The sequence below is a fragment of the Rufibacter roseolus genome, from assembly GCF_017916365.1.
Lineage (GTDB): Bacteria > Bacteroidota > Bacteroidia > Cytophagales > Hymenobacteraceae > Nibribacter > Nibribacter roseolus.
Genome location: NZ_JAFMSU010000001.1, coordinates 530410 through 548767 on the forward strand (window position 1 = coordinate 530410; position 18358 = coordinate 548767).

At 53.5% G+C, this 18358-nt stretch carries 14 protein-coding genes; 13 read left to right on the plus strand and 1 reads right to left on the minus strand.

What is annotated here, in order from left to right; translation table 11 throughout:
* The first annotated feature begins 55 nt into the window (after positions 1-55).
* The 11 genes from ribH to J3P35_RS02265 all read left to right on the plus strand — a co-directional run bounded on the left by ribH (position 56) and on the right by J3P35_RS02265 (position 12099).
* The gene (gene ribH / locus J3P35_RS02215) at positions 56-538 is read left to right on the plus strand and encodes a 6,7-dimethyl-8-ribityllumazine synthase (protein ID WP_210462638.1); all 483 of its coding nucleotides are present in this window, start codon (positions 56-58) and stop codon (positions 536-538) included.
* 423 nt (positions 539-961) lie between these two features.
* Positions 962-1345, plus strand: coding sequence for a TraR/DksA family transcriptional regulator (locus tag J3P35_RS02220; RefSeq protein WP_210462639.1), 384 nt, complete (start codon positions 962-964; stop codon positions 1343-1345).
* Between the two features lie 16 nt (positions 1346-1361).
* Entirely contained in the window at positions 1362-1925 is a 564-nt protein-coding gene (gene scpB / locus J3P35_RS02225) for an SMC-Scp complex subunit ScpB (protein WP_210462641.1), read from the plus strand.
* A 54-nt stretch (positions 1926-1979) separates the two neighbouring features.
* Positions 1980-3755: a pseudouridine synthase gene (locus tag J3P35_RS02230; protein ID WP_210462643.1), complete on the plus strand. Its 1776-nt coding sequence runs from the start codon at positions 1980-1982 to the stop codon at positions 3753-3755.
* A gap of 15 nt (positions 3756-3770) precedes the next feature.
* A complete protein-coding gene (locus J3P35_RS02235; RefSeq protein WP_210462644.1) occupies positions 3771-4487 on the plus strand; it encodes a type III pantothenate kinase in 717 nt (238 codons plus the stop codon).
* A complete protein-coding gene (locus J3P35_RS02240) occupies positions 4480-5820 on the plus strand; it encodes a PorV/PorQ family protein (protein ID WP_210462645.1) in 1341 nt (446 codons plus the stop codon). The genes J3P35_RS02235 and J3P35_RS02240 overlap by 8 nt, the downstream gene beginning before the upstream one ends.
* A 97-nt stretch (positions 5821-5917) precedes the next feature.
* A complete protein-coding gene (gene lptC / locus J3P35_RS02245) occupies positions 5918-6487 on the plus strand; it encodes an LPS export ABC transporter periplasmic protein LptC (protein ID WP_210462646.1) in 570 nt (189 codons plus the stop codon).
* On the plus strand, positions 6484-6642 hold the full coding sequence (locus J3P35_RS02250; protein ID WP_190300305.1) for a hypothetical protein: 159 nt from the start codon (positions 6484-6486) through the stop codon (positions 6640-6642). Before lptC ends, J3P35_RS02250 begins: the two co-directional genes overlap by 4 nt.
* Before the next feature lie 13 nt (positions 6643-6655).
* The gene (locus tag J3P35_RS02255) at positions 6656-7921 is read left to right on the plus strand and encodes a hemolysin family protein (RefSeq protein ID WP_210462647.1); all 1266 of its coding nucleotides are present in this window, start codon (positions 6656-6658) and stop codon (positions 7919-7921) included.
* An 83-nt stretch (positions 7922-8004) separates the two neighbouring features.
* On the plus strand, positions 8005-10110 hold the full coding sequence (locus J3P35_RS02260; protein ID WP_210462648.1) for a peptidylprolyl isomerase: 2106 nt from the start codon (positions 8005-8007) through the stop codon (positions 10108-10110).
* 165 nt (positions 10111-10275) lie between these two features.
* A complete protein-coding gene (locus tag J3P35_RS02265) occupies positions 10276-12099 on the plus strand; it encodes a tetratricopeptide repeat protein (protein WP_210462649.1) in 1824 nt (607 codons plus the stop codon).
* Between the two features lie 92 nt (positions 12100-12191).
* Here the strand turns inward: J3P35_RS02265 and J3P35_RS22235 are convergent, their stop codons facing one another.
* On the minus strand, positions 12192-12428 hold the full coding sequence (locus J3P35_RS22235) for a PH domain-containing protein (RefSeq protein ID WP_210464039.1): 237 nt from the start codon (positions 12426-12428) through the stop codon (positions 12192-12194).
* 572 nt (positions 12429-13000) lie between these two features.
* Between J3P35_RS22235 and recJ the strand changes: the two genes are divergently transcribed.
* Positions 13001-14710 (plus strand): single-stranded-DNA-specific exonuclease RecJ, encoded by a 1710-nt coding sequence (recJ, locus tag J3P35_RS02275; RefSeq protein ID WP_210462651.1) that lies wholly within the window; start codon positions 13001-13003, stop codon positions 14708-14710.
* A 514-nt stretch (positions 14711-15224) separates the two neighbouring features.
* On the plus strand, positions 15225-18140 hold the full coding sequence (locus J3P35_RS02280) for a S9 family peptidase (RefSeq protein ID WP_246849911.1): 2916 nt from the start codon (positions 15225-15227) through the stop codon (positions 18138-18140).
* Positions 18141-18358 lie beyond the last annotated feature (218 nt).

Genomic DNA, 18358 nt, shown 5'->3' on the forward strand with positions numbered 1-18358 from the left:
AAGGCCTAAACCGCAAAGTCCAGAGATACCAACGCTCCCTTAAATTTCCTTAAAGATGGCAAGCGCCCTTAAAAACCTTAGTGAGTATAACTCAGATAACCTCCCGGATATTTCAGGCAAGAAGTTTGGCCTGGTAGTGGCCGAGTGGAACAAAGAAATCACCGACACCTTGTGCAAAGGTGCCTACGAGACGCTGCTGCAGCACGGTGCTAAGCCCGAGAACATTTACCGCAACACCGTGCCCGGTTCCTTTGAACTGACCCTTGGCGCCCAATTTCTGGCCCAGAGCAACGAGATAGACGCGGTCATCGCCTTAGGGGTAGTCATCAAAGGTGAAACCAAACACGATGATTATATCTGCCACGCCGTAGCCCAGGGACTCACGCAGGTAGGCCTCAAGTTCAACAAACCCGTAATCTTTGGGTTGGTTACCACCAATGATGAGCAGCAGGCCTGGGACCGCGCCGGTGGCAAGCACGGGAACAAAGGCGTGGAAGCCGCGGCTACCGCCATCCAGATGCTGAATTGGGTTAACTAAAACATTTTGTGCTAAACGTTTAAACAAGAGGACCAGTTATGATGTAGCTGGTCTTCTTGCTTTTATAGACATTCCTTAGATGTTAAAAGGTAAAAAACAGGCTGTATTCCCCCCTCCAAAACAGTCTGAAAACCTGCTTCTGTTTTAAGGCAAAAAGCTGAAAAATAGGCCCAAAAAGGCAGGTACAGAGTAGAAAGTAGTAGTTAATTACAATAAAATTATAGATTTCAGTTATCATTTTGATTCTCTGCTTACTTTATAGAAATATTAATTGTATTTTTGCGCAAAAAATAAGTAGCAGTACTTTCATTAATCAGGGGATCGTATAAATTCTGCGTATTTTACTAAGAAGGATCTTCTAGCTTGGCTGCTAACCTTTTATACTAACAAACTATAGCTAAACTGTTACGAACCCTTAAAGCCATGAGTGAAGAAAAACAGCGGTATTCTCAAGAGGAATTGAACGAATTTCAGGAAATCATCATTGAGAAACTAAATAACGCCCGCAAAGAGGTAGCCTTTATCAAGGAGACCCTGAGCCGCAGAAATGATTCCGGAACTGACAATACGGCCTCTACTTCCAAAGTTCTGGAAGACGGTGCAGATACCCAGGAGAAAGAAAGCTTGAACCAGTTGGCGTCACGGCAGTTGAAATTTATCCAGCAGTTGGAGAACGCCCTCATCCGGATCAAGAACGGAAGTTACGGGGTATGCATCAAGACCGGCAAATTGATCCCGAAGGAGCGTTTAAAGGCGGTGCCGCATACGCAGCACACCATTGAGGCCAAAATGAGCCGCAACGACTAATTAAACCGCATAGAATTTGAACCTGTTACTGAACCATCTTCAGGCGCTGATATTTTGTGCCACCTCGCCCGTGTCTATAGAGGAACTGCAGAAATGCCTTTCCGAGGCCCTGGTCACCGAGGTGAGCGTGAGTGATGTATTGGAGGGAATTGAGCAGTTAAATGCTCAATTCTCTACTGATGCTTTCGCTTTCCAGATATACGCAATTGGGGGTGGTTACCAGTTTTTGACCAAGCCGGCCTACCAGGACTCGGTTAGTATTTTACTCAAGCACAAATCCAAGAAGAAGCTATCTGCCTCTGCCTTGGAGACCCTGGCCATCATTGCCTACAAACAGCCCATCACGCGCTCCCAGATAGAGCAGATCAGAGGCGTGAGCTGTGACTACGCCATCCAGCGCCTGCTGGAGAAAGGCCTGCTGGAAATCAAAGGCAAAGCCAATACCATCGGTCGCCCCGTCCTGTTTGGCACCAGCCAAAAGTTCATGGAGTACTTCGGCATCAACCACCTCAAAGACCTTCCGCAGCTCAGAGACCTGGCCCCGGAAGAGAACAGCATCGGCGAGACCGCCGCGCTCTAATTTTTACAATCACATCTTTTATACAGTAGCGATACTGCAGTTTTTCACAACAACATGGCTAGAAACGAAGATACGCCTCAAGAAGGCAACGAACGTCCACGGAATAACAATTCCTGGAACGAAGGAAAGAAAGTATTTGGCAGAGGTACCCGCTTTGACCGCCCGGAAGGAGGTAACCGCGAAGAGGGCTTCCGCAACCGGGACAGAAACTCAGAAAATTCAGACAGACCGCGCCGCGACGACCGCGACGGCGATATAAACACCAACCGCGAGAACAGAGAACGCGCGCCCAGAAGGGAAAGCGACCGTAGAGGTGGCGATTTCCGTCCAGCTCGTGGGTTTGACCGGCCAGACAGAGGCAATAATGACCGCCCAGACTTCCGCCCACGCGGAGGCGAGGACCGCTCTGACCGCAGACCAGCCAGAGAAGGTGGGTTCAACCGCGAAGGCAGAGATGACCGCCGTGGAGGTTCTTTCAATGACCGTCGGGAAGGTGGCAGAGGCCCAGCCCGTGGAGGTGACGAAAGAGGCGAACGCCGCTCTTTCAATAACCGTGATGACCGGGGCGGTGAGCGCCGTGGTGCAGACCGTCCGTCTTTCGGCGCTGGCAGAGAAGATAACCGTCCAGCCCGTGGTGGAGATCGTCGCGAAGGTGGTTTCTCCTCTGACCGCAATGACCGTGGTTTCAACCGCGGCGGCGATGACCGCAGAGAAAGAGGCGCTGGCAGAGAAGAGCGTGGCTTTAACCGGGGTGGTGACCGCCGCGAGGACAGGTTCAACCGTTCAGATGACAGCCGCAGAGATGCACCGCGCGAAAACAGGCCGTTTTCCGGAAAGCGGGACGAAAACAGCGCTGAGCGTCCGGCCCGCCGGGAAGAGGGCAGAGGCTTTGACCGCAGTGCTCCACGTGAAAACCGTGGCCGCGAGGATCGTCCTTCTTTCCAGAGACGTGATGACCGTCCAGAGCGTGGCAACAGCCGCCCTGAGCGCGGTGACCGTAGCGGCAAAGGCTTCAAAGAAGGCCGCTTTGGTCGTTCAGACGAAGAAACCCAGGAGGCACCTTTCTATAACCTGAAACGCTACGAAGAGCGCCGCAAGAAAAGAGACGACTCCTATGGCAACGAAGACCTGCGCCTGAACCGCTACATCGCCAACGCCGGGATCTGCTCCCGCCGCGAGGCAGATGAGCTCATCGCCGCCGGCGAGATCAAGGTAAACGGACAGGTAGTTACCGAGATGGGCTATAAAGTAGCGCCAACGGATACCGTGCAGTATGGTCGCAAGACCCTGAGCCGTGAGAAAACGGTGTATGTGCTCCTGAACAAACCAAAGGACTTCCTGACCACCACCGATGATCCTGAAGGCCGCAAGACCGTGATGGACCTGGTGAAGAATGCCTCCAAAGAGCGTATGTTCCCGGTTGGCCGCCTGGACAGAAACACCACCGGTTTGCTCCTTTTCACCAATGACGGTGAACTGGCCCAAAAACTGACGCACCCGTCTAACAAGGTGTCTAAAATCTACCAGGTAGAACTGGACAAGCCTATCACGCAGGAACACGTGAAGCAGATTCAGGACGGCCTGATGCTGGAAGACGGCAAAGCCGAAGTTGATGAAGTAGCGCTCCTGGGAGAAAGCAACAAGTTCCTGGGCATCGAAATCCACATTGGAAGGAACCGCATTGTGCGCCGCATCTTTGAACACCTGGGCTACGATGTAGTGACGCTGGATCGTGTGCAATACGCTGGCTTAACCAAAAAAGACCTGCCAAGAGGCAACTGGCGTTTCCTCACCGAAAAAGAAGTAGTGCGCCTGAAATACTTTATGTAATCTGTCGTTCATAGAATGCTGAATCTGGCGATAGACCGGGGTAACACCCGCATCAAAGCCGGTCTCTTCAGAGACGGGCTTTTGGTGCAACAGTTCACCTGCCCAGACTTCCCCGCACTGGGGAAAGAACTGGCGGGCGTTACCCTGCAAAACGCCATTATGTCTTCTGTGAGCCAGGAATCGGCAGAACTGGTGCAGCACATCCCGGTGTCTGGGCAAAGGATTCTGTTCCATGCCCAGACACCGGTGCCGGTGCACAACAACTATGGCACGCCCCATACTTTAGGCGTAGACCGGTTGGCGGCAGCGGTAGGGGCCCAGTACCTGTTCAAAGACCACCATTGCCTTATCATAGACGCGGGAACCTGCATCACCTATGACCTTTTGGAGGCAGATGGAACGTTCCAAGGCGGCAGCATCTCGCCGGGTGTGACCATGCGTTACCAGGCGGTGCATACTTTCACCGGGAAACTGCCCTTGCTGGAAGGCTACGAGTTACCGCCCAGGCCTGGCAAAACCACCGCCGAAGCCATTCAAGGAGGCATTCTCTACGGCGCAGTGGCAGAGGCCGAAGGCATGATTCAACATTATGAACGTCAATACAAACCGTTGACGGTTATTCTGTGCGGCGGCGACGCCCCGTTTTTTGAAAGTACAGTAAAAGCACGCATCTTTGTCATTCCCGAATTGGTTTTAATCGGGTTAAACCGAATACTTGAGTATAATGTATAAGCCTTTCCGCGCCCTGTTATTGATCTCTGGTTTAGTTATTGGGTCACAGCAACTACAGGCGCAACAGCTTTCCAATTCCCCTTATTCCCGCTTCGGCGTGGGCGATCTGGTGCACGGCACCGGGTCTATCCGCAGCGCCGGCATGGGGCAGGTGGGGGTGGCCAACGGTAGTGCGGCTCTCATCAATGACCTTAACCCAGCCCTGCTGTACTATAACAACTCCGTGACGTTTGAAGCCGCCGTGGCCTCTGAACTGAAGCGGTTGTCTGACAAGAACACCTCTCAGGTAGACGGTACCGCCAACCTGGGTTACCTGTCTTTGGCTCTGCCGCTTTCGCGCAGGTGGACTACCTCCATTGGGCTGAGACCTTACAGCCGGGTGAATTACACTACTATCTCCACGGCGCCGGTGGCCGGGTCAGGATCTACCGTTACCTCTTATAATGAGTACAACGGCACCGGGGGCATCAACGAGGTTTATTTTGCGCACGGTTTCAGAATCGCCAATGGCTTAACCGCGGGTGTTTCCGGGTCTTACCTTTTCGGGACCATTGACCGCCAGGAATCCACCATTCTGGTAGACAGAGAAGATTCTACCAGCGCTTTGCAGAAAACTTTGATCCACACCACTTCCAAGTACACCGGCCTCATGTTCAAAGGAGGCTTGCACTACCGGAAGAAAATAAGCGATAAGGCCAGCCTAGGCATTGGCGGTACCTATACCACCAAAGCCAACATCAGCACAGACCGGCAGGTAGCCCAGGAGCGTCGTCTATTGGATGAGTCCCTGATCTCCAGCCTGGTAACCGACAGTCTGGAAGGCTACACCACCCTGCCGCATATGCTGCAGCTTGGTTTGTCTTTTGATAATAACAAAAACTGGTCAGTGGGCGCTGACTATACCCAAACCAAAGGCTCAGAATACAGAGGCTTCAGCTTGGCCAAAGAGGGCGGCCGCCAGGAACTGGGAGACGGCTATCGCATTGGCATTGGTTCTGAAATCACGCCAGATGCGGGTTCGGTGAGCTCTTATTTTAAAAGGGTAACCTATCGCTTTGGCGGTTACTATGGTAACACCCAGGTCAATGCCATTACACCGGGTAACGCTACCCCAAGGGCCCATGACCTGAAAGACATGGCCCTTACCTTTGGCTTCTCCCTTCCTTTGGGCAGAGGCGTACGTCCACCAGACTATACCCAGGCCCTCCTGAATACCAGCTTTACCGTAGGACAACTGAAAGCAGAGAACACAGGTCTCAAAGAACAGTATCTGCGGGTGAACCTGGGCATCACCTTCAACAACCGGTGGTTTATAAAACGGAAGTTTGACTAAGCCACATTCATCATACAGCCTCAGATAAAAAAGACAGATACCAGGCCCCTGAATCTACAGTTGATTTTTGGGTTTGGTATCTGAACCGTTTAAAGGAATGAGTAATCAGATTCAAGTGCTGCTGACAAAGTATTGGGGCATCAAGACGCCGCTCCTCTGGGTATTTCTCCTGGGCGTGATGATGAGCTGGAGTTGCAAGAAGGCAGACGAGAATATCAAGCCCATTGAGTACAAGGGTCCCACCTCAGAAACCTACAACCAGGTCACCATTTACAGTGACTCGGCGAAGATGAAACTGAAGCTGAGTGCCCCGGTAGAACAGCAGCTCCAGAACGGAGACATTATTTACTCCAAGGGCATGTACATCACCTTCTACGAAGAAGGTAAGCCCACTACCATCATCACGGCCAAGTTCGGCCGGTATGACAAAGCCAAAGACCAGTATGTGGCCCGCAACGATGTGGTGGTGAAAAACATCGTGAAGAATGAACAATTGAACACCGAGGAGCTGTTCTGGGAGCGTCAGAAGCAAAGCATTTTCACAGACAAGTTTGTCCGTATCACCAGCACCGAGGAAGTGGTAACAGGCGTAGGGCTTACCGCCAAACAGGATTTCTCTGACTATACCTTAAAGCAATTCTCCGGCTCTTTTGTCTTAAAGCAATGACCTTAAAACAAACCATCTACATGGCATTGGCCGTTGCTTTTCTGGTCATTGGCGTGCACCAGTCCATTGTGAACGGCGTGCTGCAAAGCTATTGGATCATCATGCTGTCCATTATCTTTCTCATGCTTTTCCGTATGAACAAGGCAAAGCATTGATCTTCCCCGCTTTATGGACCTTGCCTACATGTATATGATTGCCGCGGCAGGATTCCTGCTGCTTTCGCTCTTCAGTGTGGCAGAGGTGGCCTTGCGGCAGATTGGGCGGGCCTACATCAGACTACAGGTCACGGAAAACCGAAAGTCCATCATCGGGTTTCTCCTGAGCCGTGAGAAGCAGACGCTGTTCACCATTCAGTTAGGTCTGGGGCTGGGCTTCCTTTTATTTGGTTTAGGAGGCTTGGGAAGTCTTTCTGCGCTACTGCAACCATATTTACAGTTTTTCCTTGCGTTTGCATTGGCGGGTCTGGCCACTATCATGTTGGCCTGGCTGCTGTTTCTGGTGGTGGGTATGCTGGCTAGCCTGGTGGCGGCCGCCAGTCTGCTGAAAGTGATCTCTCCGCTGGTAGCCTTCTTCTTTGTGCTTTTTTACCCCATTACTTTTCTGGCTACCGCGGTTTCAGGCCTGTTTTCTTCAAATGAGGACGAAAACGAGACCGATGTCCTGGCCAACGCCTTGGCTTTTCAGCCCTTTGCGGTAAGGCTCTCCTCCCCGGATGAGATTGTGCTGGCGCCTTCCAGCGAGGTGGACAGCAAGATCTTCAACAATGCCCTGGAGTTCAAGAACGTGAAGGTACGGGAGTGTATGGTGCCCCGCACCGAGATTGACGCCATTGAGTTGGAAGAAGGCGTACAGGTGCTCCGCGAGGCGTTCATTGAGACCGGCCACTCTAAAATCCTCATCTACCAGGACTCCCTGGACCATATTCTGGGCTACTGCCACCAATTTTCCCTGTTCAACAATCCGGCTACGGTAGAGGAGATTCTCACGCCCATGGAAGCCGTGCCCGAGACCATGCTGGCCCGTGAGCTCTTTGTAAAGTTCATCACCGAACACCGCAGCATTGTGCTGGTGCTGGATGAGTTTGGCGGCACCTCTGGGATTGTGACCCTAGAAGATGTGATGGAAGAGATTCTGGGTGATATCAATGATGAGTATGATGAGGAGGATCTGTTAGAGCAGGCGCTGCCACAGCCGGGTTCTTACCTCTTCAGCGCCCGCCAGGAAATAGACTACCTCAATGAGAAGTACGAGCTTAACCTGCCCGAGGGCGACTATGAAACTTTAGGTGGTTTTATCTTGTCTGTACTGGAGGAAATACCCAAGGCGGGCGATGTGATAGTGGTCCCGCCCTTTGAAATCAGGATCCTTTCTATGGATGAGCACCGCATCAATACGGTACATCTTTCAGTAAGGTTGGCCTCTCCAGAAGAATAACCTGCGCTATAGAGACTTATATTTTGATTTTATCACTTATTGCGATTATTTTGCATAACGCTTAAAATACGTCTAATACTTACATGGCATTAATTAACAAGATTCGGGAGAAGTCAGGGTTCGCCATTGGCGCCATAGCCATTGGCTTGCTCATTTTCATTGTGTTGGGAGACTTGCTGGGACCAAATTCCCGCCTGTTCGGCAACAAGATGGTAGTAGGAGAAGTGGCCGGACATGAAGTGTCTGTGCAGGAATTTGAAGCCATGTTTGAGGAGGCTAAAAACAACTACGCTAGCCAGTACGGCCGCCAGCCTTCAGAAGCTGAGTTGTCTTCCCTGCGCGAGCAGACCTGGAACCAATTAGTGTTCAAATACGCATTTGAGGATGAATTTGAGAAAGTAGGCATTGGCGTTTCCGCCGATGAGCAGGTAGACATGGTACAAGGCCGTAACATTCACCCGGCCCTAAAACAGATGTTCACCGACCCTAAGACTGGCCAGTTCAGCGTAGAGCAGGTAAAACAAACCCTGCGTAACCTGGGCAGCATGCCTCCGGAGCAACAAGCCGCTTGGCGTAAATACGAGCAGGATCTGGCTACAGACCGTCTGCGCAACAAATACTATAATCTGTTCACGGTTTCTAACTACGTGACCACAGAAGAAGCCAAGCGTTTCAACGCTGAGCAAAACACCAAGGCCACCATCACTTCATTGTTTGTGCCTTACTTCAGCATCGCAGACTCTACCATCAAAGTAACCGATGACCAGTTGAGCGAGTACCTGAACAAAAACAAAAAGAAATTTGAGGTTGAGGAAGGCCGCTCTATTACTTATGTAACAGTACCGGTAACCGCCTCTAAAGAAGACAGCACAGACTACAGCAAAGAGACCTCTGAACTGGCCGCACGTTTCGCCACTACTGAGAACGACTCTCTGTTTGTGAAAGCTGAATCTGAGACGCCGTTCAACCCAGCTTACGTGCCGGCGAACGAGTTGCCAGAAGAACTTAAAAACCAGGCGCTGGAAAAAGGCAAGCTATACGGACCTTTCGCCCAGAACGGAAGCTTCAGCCTGTACAAGATCATGGATGTGAAAGAAGGCGGTCAAGCCTCTGTTCGTGCCAGCCACATCTTGATCAAGCCAGACAACACCACCCCAGAAGCCAAAGCCGCCGCGAAAGCCAAAGCCCAGGGCATCCTGAACCAGATCAAAGGCGGTGCTGACTTCGCCCAACTGGCTGCCCAGCACGGTACTGACGGAACTGCCTCCCAAGGTGGTGACTTAGGATGGTTCACCCAGGGCCGTATGGTGCCTTCTTTCGAGAAAGCGGTGTTCGCCGCGCCGGGTGTTGGTTTGCTGCCAAACCTGGTAGAGACAGACTACGGTTACCACATCGTGAAAATCACCGAGCCTAAGACTACCAAAACTTACCAGGTAGCCCAGGTAACCCGCGCCCTTACGCCAAGTGACAACTCTCGTGAGCTTGCTTTCAGCCGTGCCGGTGCTATCGCAGCTAACAGCACCAACCTGGAGACCTTCAACAAGACCATCGCCAGCGAGAAAGGCCTGTCTAAAGTAGAGGCCAAGAACATCAACCCCGCTGACCGTTCTATCAACAACCTGCAGAACGCCCGTGAACTGGTACGTTGGGCTTTCTCTGAAGACACCAAAGAAGGTTCAGTTTCTCCAGTGATCACCATGGATGACCAATACGTAGTAGCGGTTTTGACCGGCAAACGCGAAAAAGGAACCGCCAAAGTAGCCGATGTACGTGAAGAACTGACTGCCGCCGTACGTAACGAGCTGAAAGGCCAGAAAATCAAAGATAAACTGGCTTCTGCCACTGGTTCACTGGATCAGATCGCTGCCAAATACGGGCCTGATGCGCTGGTTCGTCCGGCCAACGATATTACTTTAGGTGCCGCTACTATCCCGGGCTTAGGCCTGGAGCCGGTTGCCGTTGGTAAGATCTTCGGCCTGAAGCCAGGTCAGCGTTCCGCCCCAATTGACGGAGAAGGCGGTATCGTAATCGTGCAGTTGAACAGCCTGACCCCAGCCGCTCCGGTAGCCGATGTTGCCTCTGTGAAGCAGCAGTTGCAAGGCACCCGTGCCGGACGTGTACAAAGCGCCCTGTATGAGGCCGTTCGCAAAAACGCCAAGATTGAAGACAACCGCGTTAGATTCTTCTAAGCCAAACCGGTTTTCAGAAATATTGCAAGAGCCGCGCCACCCAGCGCGGCTCTTGTGTTTTCCGGGCTGTCCATTTAGCGGCCTATTTTCAAAAATCGGGGTTAAAACAGTATATTGAACAGGCGTAGAATACGTTAAGGAAGAATAGCTTAGCTGGAGAATACCATGAGAAGAAAGTTATTATTTATTTGGCTCCTTACCTTGGGCATTCTGGGCACAGCTGTGCCACAGGTCAGCGCCCAGAGCGTTCCAGAGCAGATGGCCCTGGCCAAAGAGTACCTGCGCCAGAGTGAATACAGCAAGGCCGAGGCGCTATTCGTGCAGTTGGTGGAGCAAGACGTGCAGTTTGGCTTGGTGTACCCAGATTACCTGACCACGCTGTTGGCCCTGCGCAACTTCAAAGAAGCCGAGAAACTGGTGAAACGGGCGCAGAAGAAGTACCCGGGTGTGCCAGCCTATGCCATAGACGAGGGACGCGTGCTGCAGGTCGCCGGCAATACCGCCGCCGCCGAAAAGAAATGGACCCAGGTAGTGCAGACCGCCACCCCCGAGAACGTGTACGGCATCGCCACGGCGTTCCAGCAGGCCGATATGCTCCCTTACGCCGAGCAAGTGTACCTGCGCGCGCGCCAGCTGAGCGGTAGCGAGAAGACCTTTGCGGCCCAACTGCTCCAACTCTATTCTTACCAGCGCAAAACCGATCTGTTGATTGAGGAGGTGCTGCGCCAGGTGAGAAGCAGCAATGTGCCGCTCACCTTCGCCCAGAATATGCTACAGAACGCCCTCCGCAATGAGGAGTCCCTTTCCATGCTGGAACAGCGCCTCATGACCGCCGTACAGGCCGAGCCGGATGCCACGCCCGTGCAGGAACTGCTCATCTGGACCCTTCTGCAGCGCAAAGACTTCGGGCCGGCACTCCTGCAGACGCGGGCGCTGGACCGCCGTACCCAGGGCGGCGGGGCCCGGGTGCTCTCCATGGCAGATATCAGCCTGCGGAACAAAGACTACGCCACCGCCATTGAGGGCTACACCTATGTAATGCAGCAGTACCGCACCGGCGAACTGTACCCCATCGCGCGACAACGCATCATCCAAGCTCGCGAGGAGCAGGTAAAGAACACTTTCCCCTTAAACAAAGAGAAGATAAAGCTGCTGGCCCAGGAGTACGAGAGCTTGCTGCAGGAACTGGGCCGCAACGACCGTACCGCTGAGGTCATCAAAGAACTGGGTGAGTTGCAGGCCTTCTATCTGGGCGCGCAGGAGTTAGCCGTGAAAAACCTGCAGGAAGTGATTAACATGCCAAGAGCGCATCCTAACGTGGTGGCCGAGGCCAAACTGGCCCTCGCCGATGTGTACCTCTTGCGGGGTGAGCCTTGGGAAAGCACCCTGCTGTACAGCCAGGTAGAAAAAACGCACAAAGAACAGCCGCTGGGCTATGAGGCCAAACTCCGCAACGCTCGCCTCAGCTATTACAAAGGTGATTTTGAACTGGCCCAGAGCCACCTTGACATCCTCAAACTGGCCACTAGCCGCGAGATCGCGAATGATGCCCTTGACCTGAGTCTGCTCATCATTGACAACACGGGAATGGATACCTCGGCGGCGGCGCTCAAAGAGTACGCTGCTATTGATTTCCTGGTATTCCAGCACAAATATCCCGAGGCCATGGCCGCCCTGGACAAACTGCTCACCAAGTACCCCGGCCACAGCCTCACGGATGAGATCTATTTCCAGAAAGCCGAGCTACAACAACAGATGGGTCAATTTCAGGAAGCTGCCAAGAACCTGCAGCTCATCATAGAGAACCCCAAATACGACATCCTCTCAGACGATGCGCTCTTCCTGCTGGCCAAACTGAACGAGGAGAACCTCAAGCAACCCGACAAAGCCCAGGAACTCTACAACCAACTCCTGGTGAAGCACCCCGGCAGCGTGTTCGTAGCCGAGGCCCGGAAAAGGCTGAGAAAGCTGCGCGGGGATAAAGTGTAGAAAGGAAGGTTCGCAAGAATCCGGCTGCTGTTTTAGGACTACTTTCTTATAAATGGGCCTAAAACGGCTGCCGGATTTTATTTGCCGGGAGGCTACTCCACCACAATCTGCGGATTCACCTCTTGCAAAGCTTGAAGGAAGGCTTCTTTTTGGGCCGGAGAAAGGTAAATTGTGTCCCAGCGGTTATAGTTAATGACCAAGCCATGTAAGCCCAAGGCCGGCCTGAGTCCCGCCCACAGGTATTGGTTCTGCTTTATTTCCCTGATTTGCCGGATAGGAATAGTACCGTGCAGCGGCCCGCATCTGTATTGGAGTGTCTCCCCGGAGATGAGATAATGGGTGCCAAACTAGGTCCAGAGCAACAAGCCGCTGGTAAGGAGGCAGAAAACTAGCAGCCCTAGCTTTCTTGGAAACGACATCCCACTTCGGAGTTCCTGAATCAGCAATACGGCCAGTAAGGCAACGGTGCCCCAAATGGTGAGCGTGATAAACCAGCTTTTTGATGAAGTGAATTTCACAGAAGCCATGGCCTTACGGGTTGGTGCGCCTAAGGTAGAAATACCAGAGAGAAAACCAAGAAGGAAGAACCAACGCTTTATAGCGACGCCCGTTTCCAAAGTCTTTTGGGCCTGATTTCCTTAAAACAAACCTGAAACGCTAATCCCGGAAGAAGATAAACAGAATGGCCAGGAACAGGAAAAACGACAGGTACATGAGGCCGTCTACCAGGCCGTAGTCTTTGTATTTGTGGTAAAAGGCTTTCAGTTTTTTCACGGGCGTAAAGCTAAGGGAAAAGGATCTGGTTTTAAAAACAGCAAGCGGCTAAAAGGAGTGCCCGGTTCTCTCGCAGATTTCGTATTTTTGTGACCTCATTTCACAGACCAAGCCGCAGCAACAGCCGATGCAGAAACGATGGGTAGTTAAGGACGCGCCGGACGCCGCAAAAGTACAGCATATAGCCCAGAGCCTAAACCTGGTTCCTGCGTTGGCAGCCATTCTCTGCCAACGGGATATTTGCACCTTTGACGAGGCCAAAACCTTTTTCCGTCCCTCGCTGCAGGATCTGCATGACCCATTCCTGCTCAAGGACATGGACAAGGCCGTGAACCGGCTCGTAGACGCTCTGCACCGCCAGGAGCGCATCTTGATCTACGGCGACTATGACGTGGACGGCACTACCTCGGTGGCCTTGGTGTACGGCTTCCTGCAGCCTTTCTTCCAGGACCGGATTGAGTACTATATCCCAGACCGTTACTCAGAAGGTTACGGCGTGTCTTTCCGGGGGATAGACTACGCCCAGGAGAATGACTTCAGCCTGATCATCTCCCTGGACTGCGGCGTGAAATCCATTGACAAGGTAGCCTACGCCAACACCAAAGGCGTGGACTTCATCATCTGCGACCACCACTTACCCGATGAGGAATTGCCCCAGGCGGTGGCCGTGCTGGACGCCAAGCGTGCCGATTGCCCGTACCCTTACAAAGAACTGGCCGGCTGCGGCGTAGGCTTCAAGTTCATGCAGGCCTTCTGCCAGCAGCAGGGCTTTGACGAGGAGCCCTTGCTCCAACTCCTGGATCTGGTAGTAGTGAGCATCGCCGCCGATATTGTGCCCATTACCGGCGAGAACCGCATCCTGGCCTACCACGGACTGCAGCGCATGAACAACGCGCCGCTGCGCCCCGGACTGGCCGCCTTGAAGGACCTGGCCGAGCTGCGCAGCGAGCTGGACATTACCCAGATCGTATTCGGCTTTGCGCCGCGCATCAACGCCGCCGGTCGCATGGGCGATGCCAAGCGTTCCGTAGCCATGCTGCTGGCCAGAACGAAGGAAGAGGCCTTTGACATGGTGCAAAAGATCAACGTGTCCAACTCAGAGCGCCGCGGGCATGACACCAGCATCACCAAAGAGGCTCTGCAGATGATTGAGGACGATGATTTCCTGCGCAGCGCCCGCTCCACCGTCCTTTTCAAGGAAAGCTGGCACAAAGGCGTGGTAGGCATTGTGGCCTCACGCTGCATTGAGAAATACTACCGCCCCACCATCATCCTCACGGAGTCCAACGGCAAGGCCACCGGCTCGGCCCGCTCCGTGCATGGCTTTGACGTGCACCAGGCAATCCTGGCCTGTTCAGATCTGCTGGATCAGTTTGGAGGGCACATGTACGCCGCGGGCCTCACCCTGCCCGTGGAGAACGTGCCAGCGTTTAGAGAGCGTTTTGAGCAAATCGTGGCCGATACCATTCTGGAGGAGCAGCGGGTGCCCATGATGGAGATCGATATTCCGCTGGAGTTTCACCAGATCAACCAGCGGTTCTTCAACATCCTCAAGCAGATGGAGCCGTTCGGTCCGGGCAACATGGCGCCCGTGTTCATGAGCACCTGCGTGTATGACACCGGCTCAGCTCGCGTAGTAGGCGACGCCCACCTCAAACTGCGCCTCACCCAGGACGGCGAAACCTTCTTTGATGCCATCGCCTTCGGCATGGCCGAGTACTACCCACGCATCCAGAAGGGCATCCCGTTCGATGTCTGCTACGCCATAGAAGAGAACGTCTTTCGGGGCAACGTGACCTTACAGCTGCGCATCAAAGACATCCGCTTTGCAGGGTAAACAAATCTGTAATCCGCTGTTTTAAGCCAGTTTTACCAAAAGCAGGGCAAAAATATGATGTTGGGGCAATCCCTTGTGGTTGCCCTTGGCCGTTCCCAATGCTTCACACGACGGATGGTCTGCCTGATCGTTCCGTCTTGTAGCTTATTGTCATAACACATCTTAACTATACGGGCTACCGGTTAGGGCAACCACAAGGGATTGCCCCTACATTTCCTGCCATTGGCGCAGACGCTCGCAGGACCTTCGAACGCTGCGAGGTCTTTTGAGCAGGCTGTACTTCCGACGGAGAACCCCGTCATTGTTGGTGTTATCACCAATAACCCAAACTGCGGCACGACTTCCTCCTGACACATGTGGAAATCCCCTCCTCGGAGGTGTAGGGGTGGGTTATCGTTCTAAGTCTATTTTCCCTAAAACACATTAGAAGCAGCATTTAGGGGTGGATAAGTTCGCATCTGAGGGGCAGATGGTGTATTTTTAGATTTCCATCCTACACAAACAAGCTCTATTGATGATGAAACCCAGAATTCTTTTGGCGGGACTCTTGCTGAGCGCGGGTGCTTTGACGGCACAGGCGCAGACGCCCGCCAAAAAAGTATTGACCCATGAGGTCTATGACTCATGGAAAAGCGTGGAAGGGGACTCGCTCTCTAACGACGGGAAATACCTGCTCTACGCCGTGAATCCGCAGGAAGGCGACGGGGTGCTGCACCTGAGAGACCTGAGCCAGAACTCCGGCAAGACTTTCCCCCGCGGATACCGCAGTGCCTTCACTTCAGACAGCCGCTTCGCCATTTTCCAGATCAAGCCTGCCTACGCCGCCACCCGTCAGGCCAAACTGAAGAAAAAGAAGCCCGAGGAAATGCCCAAGGATTCCCTGGCTATTCTGGACTTGGGCAAAGGAAACACGCAGTACCTGGCGCGGGTGAAATCCTACAAACTGCCCAAGCAGAGCGGCGAGTGGCTGGCTTACCAAATGGAGGCACCCCTGGCCACCAAAGGAGGAGCCAAAGACACTACCAAAACCGCAGCTCCGGCTGCCAGCAAAGCCCCTGCAAATGGCGGTGGCAAGAAAGAAGACGCCACTGAGCTGGTGCTGCGTCACCTGCCTACGGGCCAGGAGTACCGCTTTGACCGCGTGACTGATTTCCTGTTCTCAGACAAAGGCAACCGCTTGTTCTTCGTGCAGGCCGGTAAGAACGCCAAGAGCAAGAGCAGTCTGCACGTCTTCAATACCTCGGCGCGGAAAGCCATGCCGGTAGACAGCGGCCGCGTGACTTACAAGAACTTGGTAACAGACAAAGCCGGTGAGCAACTGGCCTTCGTCTCCAGCAAAGACAGTACCGGCAAAGACCTCCGGTACTTCCAGCTGTTGCACTGGGTTGCTAAGGATAACAAAACCCGCGTCCTCGCTGATACCGCTTACAAAGGCATGCCGGCCAAGTGGATGGTGAGCGAGCACGCACAGCTGGGTTTCTCAGACAAAGGCGACCGCCTGTTCTTCGGGACGTTCCCAAGGCCGACGCAGTACGAGAAAGACACCACCAAGCTGGACGAAGACAAAGTGAGCTTAGATGTCTGGACCTATCGTGACCCCTTGATTCAGCCCATGCAGTTGAAACAGCTGGAGCGCGAGCAGAAACGCTCGTTCCTGGCCCTGTATGACCTCAAAAGCAAAAAGATGGTGCAATTGGCAACATTGGAGATTCCCGATGTTTCTTTAAACCCTGGGCGTACCGCCGATGTAGCTGTAGGTAGTAGCAGTGTGAACTATCTCCTGAGCGTGGGCTATGACACTCCTTCGCGGCAGGATGCCTGGCTCATTGACCTGAAAGACGGCAGCCGCAAACTAGCCGTGAAAGACACCCGCGGCACACCCAGGTTATCGCCGGGCGGCAAGTACCTGTACTGGTACGAGCCATCGGACAGTTCCTGGAAAGCGATGCCCGTGAAAGGCGGCACCCCGGTGAACCTGACCAAAAAGCTGAAAGTGGCTTTCTACGATGAGCAGAACGACATGCCCACTCTGCCGGAGGAGTACGGCCTCACCGGCTGGACCAAAGACGACCAGTACCTGCTGGTGAACGACCGCTATGACGTTTGGCGCCTGGACCCCACCGGCAAAGCCGCTGCCATGAACATCACCGATGGTTACGGACGGCAAAATAACCTGCAGTTGCGCTACGTGAGCCTGAACCCCAGTCAACGGGTGGTGCCTTCAGAAGAGAAACTGCTGCTGCGCGCCTTGGACCTGAAAACCAAAGACGCCGGCTTCTACACTGATTATGTGACCAAAGCCGGTGCGCCGCAGAAAATCCTGATGGAGCCGTACAGCTTCACGGGCGTGCGCAAAGCCAAAGACAGCGATCGCCTCATCTTTCGGAGAGCCAGCTTCAAGGAGTATTCAGATGTATGGGTGACTAATACCAGCTTCAATGCACCGCAAAAGATCAGCAACGCCAACCCGCAGCAGAGTGAGTACCTGTGGGGCAACGTGGAACTAGTCAACTGGCGCTCAGACGATGGCGTGCCATTGGAAGGCCTGCTGTTCAAACCAGAGAACTTCGACCCGAAAAAGAAATACCCGATGCTGGTGTATTTCTATGAACGCAACGCCGAGACCCTGCACAATTACCGCGCGCCAGCTCCCAGTGCCTCTACCATCAACATCCCGCTGTTTGTGAGCCAGGGCTACCTGGTGTTTGTGCCCGATATTATCTACAAAGACGGCTACCCCGGCGAGAGCGCTTACCACAGCATCATTCCGGGTGTGCAGAGCCTGGTAGCCAAAGGATTCGTAGATGAGAAGAAGATGGCTTTGCAGGGGCAGAGCTGGGGCGGGTACCAGGTGGCCTATCTGGTGACGCGTACCAACATGTTCAAAGCCGCCATGGCCGGAGCGCCCGTGAGCAACATGACCAGCGCCTACGGCGGAATCCGGTGGGAGACAGGCATGAGCCGCCAGTTCCAGTACGAGCGCACCCAGAGCCGCATAGGCGGGACGCTGTGGGAGAAACCCCTGCAGTATATTGAGAACTCACCGCTGTTCTTTGTGCCGAAGGTGGAGACGCCGCTCATGATGATGGCCAACGACAATGACGGGGCTGTTCCGTGGTACCAGGGCATTGAGATGTTCATGGCCCTGCGCCGCCTGAACAAGCCGGTTTGGCTCCTAGTCTACAACGGCGAGGCCCATAACCTGGTGCAGCGCAAGAACCGCAAAGACCTCTCGGTGCGCATGTCGCAGTTCTTTGACCATTACCTCAAAGGTGCCCCGGAACCCGCCTGGATGAAGAAAGGCGTACCAACGCTGGTGAAAGGCAAAGAGTACGGCCTGGAGTTGATTGAGGAACCGGCCACTACCACGCCAACGCCTGGTCAGCAACCAACTACTCCTGTCACCGCGCAGCCTACTACAATGAAATAACCCGCTTTCAAGGCGATTTCCTGAAAACAGCCCAAAAGCCCATCCTTTGTGAGAAGAGGATGGGCTTTTCTATGGGAAGACTACAAGCCTTGAGATCTGTTCGAGGTTAGATAAAAAGGAATCAACCCGAAAAACCTGAGATCCGGAAGGATATTGCGTGAGCGGGGTTCAGGCCCTTCGCGCTACAAAGACTAAAAAGGTGCCCTTGCTGCGGTATC

Coding starts and splice junctions, on each gene's coding strand:
- ribH (WP_210462638.1), top strand. CDS start 56: ATGGCAAGCGCCCTTAAAAACCTTAGTGAGTATAACTCAGATAACCTC.
- J3P35_RS02220 (WP_210462639.1), top strand. CDS start 962: ATGAGTGAAGAAAAACAGCGGTATTCTCAAGAGGAATTGAACGAATTT.
- J3P35_RS02230 (WP_210462643.1), top strand. CDS start 1,980: ATGGCTAGAAACGAAGATACGCCTCAAGAAGGCAACGAACGTCCACGG.
- J3P35_RS02235 (WP_210462644.1), top strand. CDS start 3,771: ATGCTGAATCTGGCGATAGACCGGGGTAACACCCGCATCAAAGCCGGT.
- J3P35_RS02240 (WP_210462645.1), top strand. CDS start 4,480: ATGTATAAGCCTTTCCGCGCCCTGTTATTGATCTCTGGTTTAGTTATT.
- lptC (WP_210462646.1), top strand. CDS start 5,918: ATGAGTAATCAGATTCAAGTGCTGCTGACAAAGTATTGGGGCATCAAG.
- J3P35_RS02250 (WP_190300305.1), top strand. CDS start 6,484: ATGACCTTAAAACAAACCATCTACATGGCATTGGCCGTTGCTTTTCTG.
- J3P35_RS02255 (WP_210462647.1), top strand. CDS start 6,656: ATGGACCTTGCCTACATGTATATGATTGCCGCGGCAGGATTCCTGCTG.
- J3P35_RS02260 (WP_210462648.1), top strand. CDS start 8,005: ATGGCATTAATTAACAAGATTCGGGAGAAGTCAGGGTTCGCCATTGGC.
- J3P35_RS02265 (WP_210462649.1), top strand. CDS start 10,276: ATGAGAAGAAAGTTATTATTTATTTGGCTCCTTACCTTGGGCATTCTG.
- recJ (WP_210462651.1), top strand. CDS start 13,001: ATGCAGAAACGATGGGTAGTTAAGGACGCGCCGGACGCCGCAAAAGTA.
- J3P35_RS02280 (WP_246849911.1), top strand. CDS start 15,225: ATGATGAAACCCAGAATTCTTTTGGCGGGACTCTTGCTGAGCGCGGGT.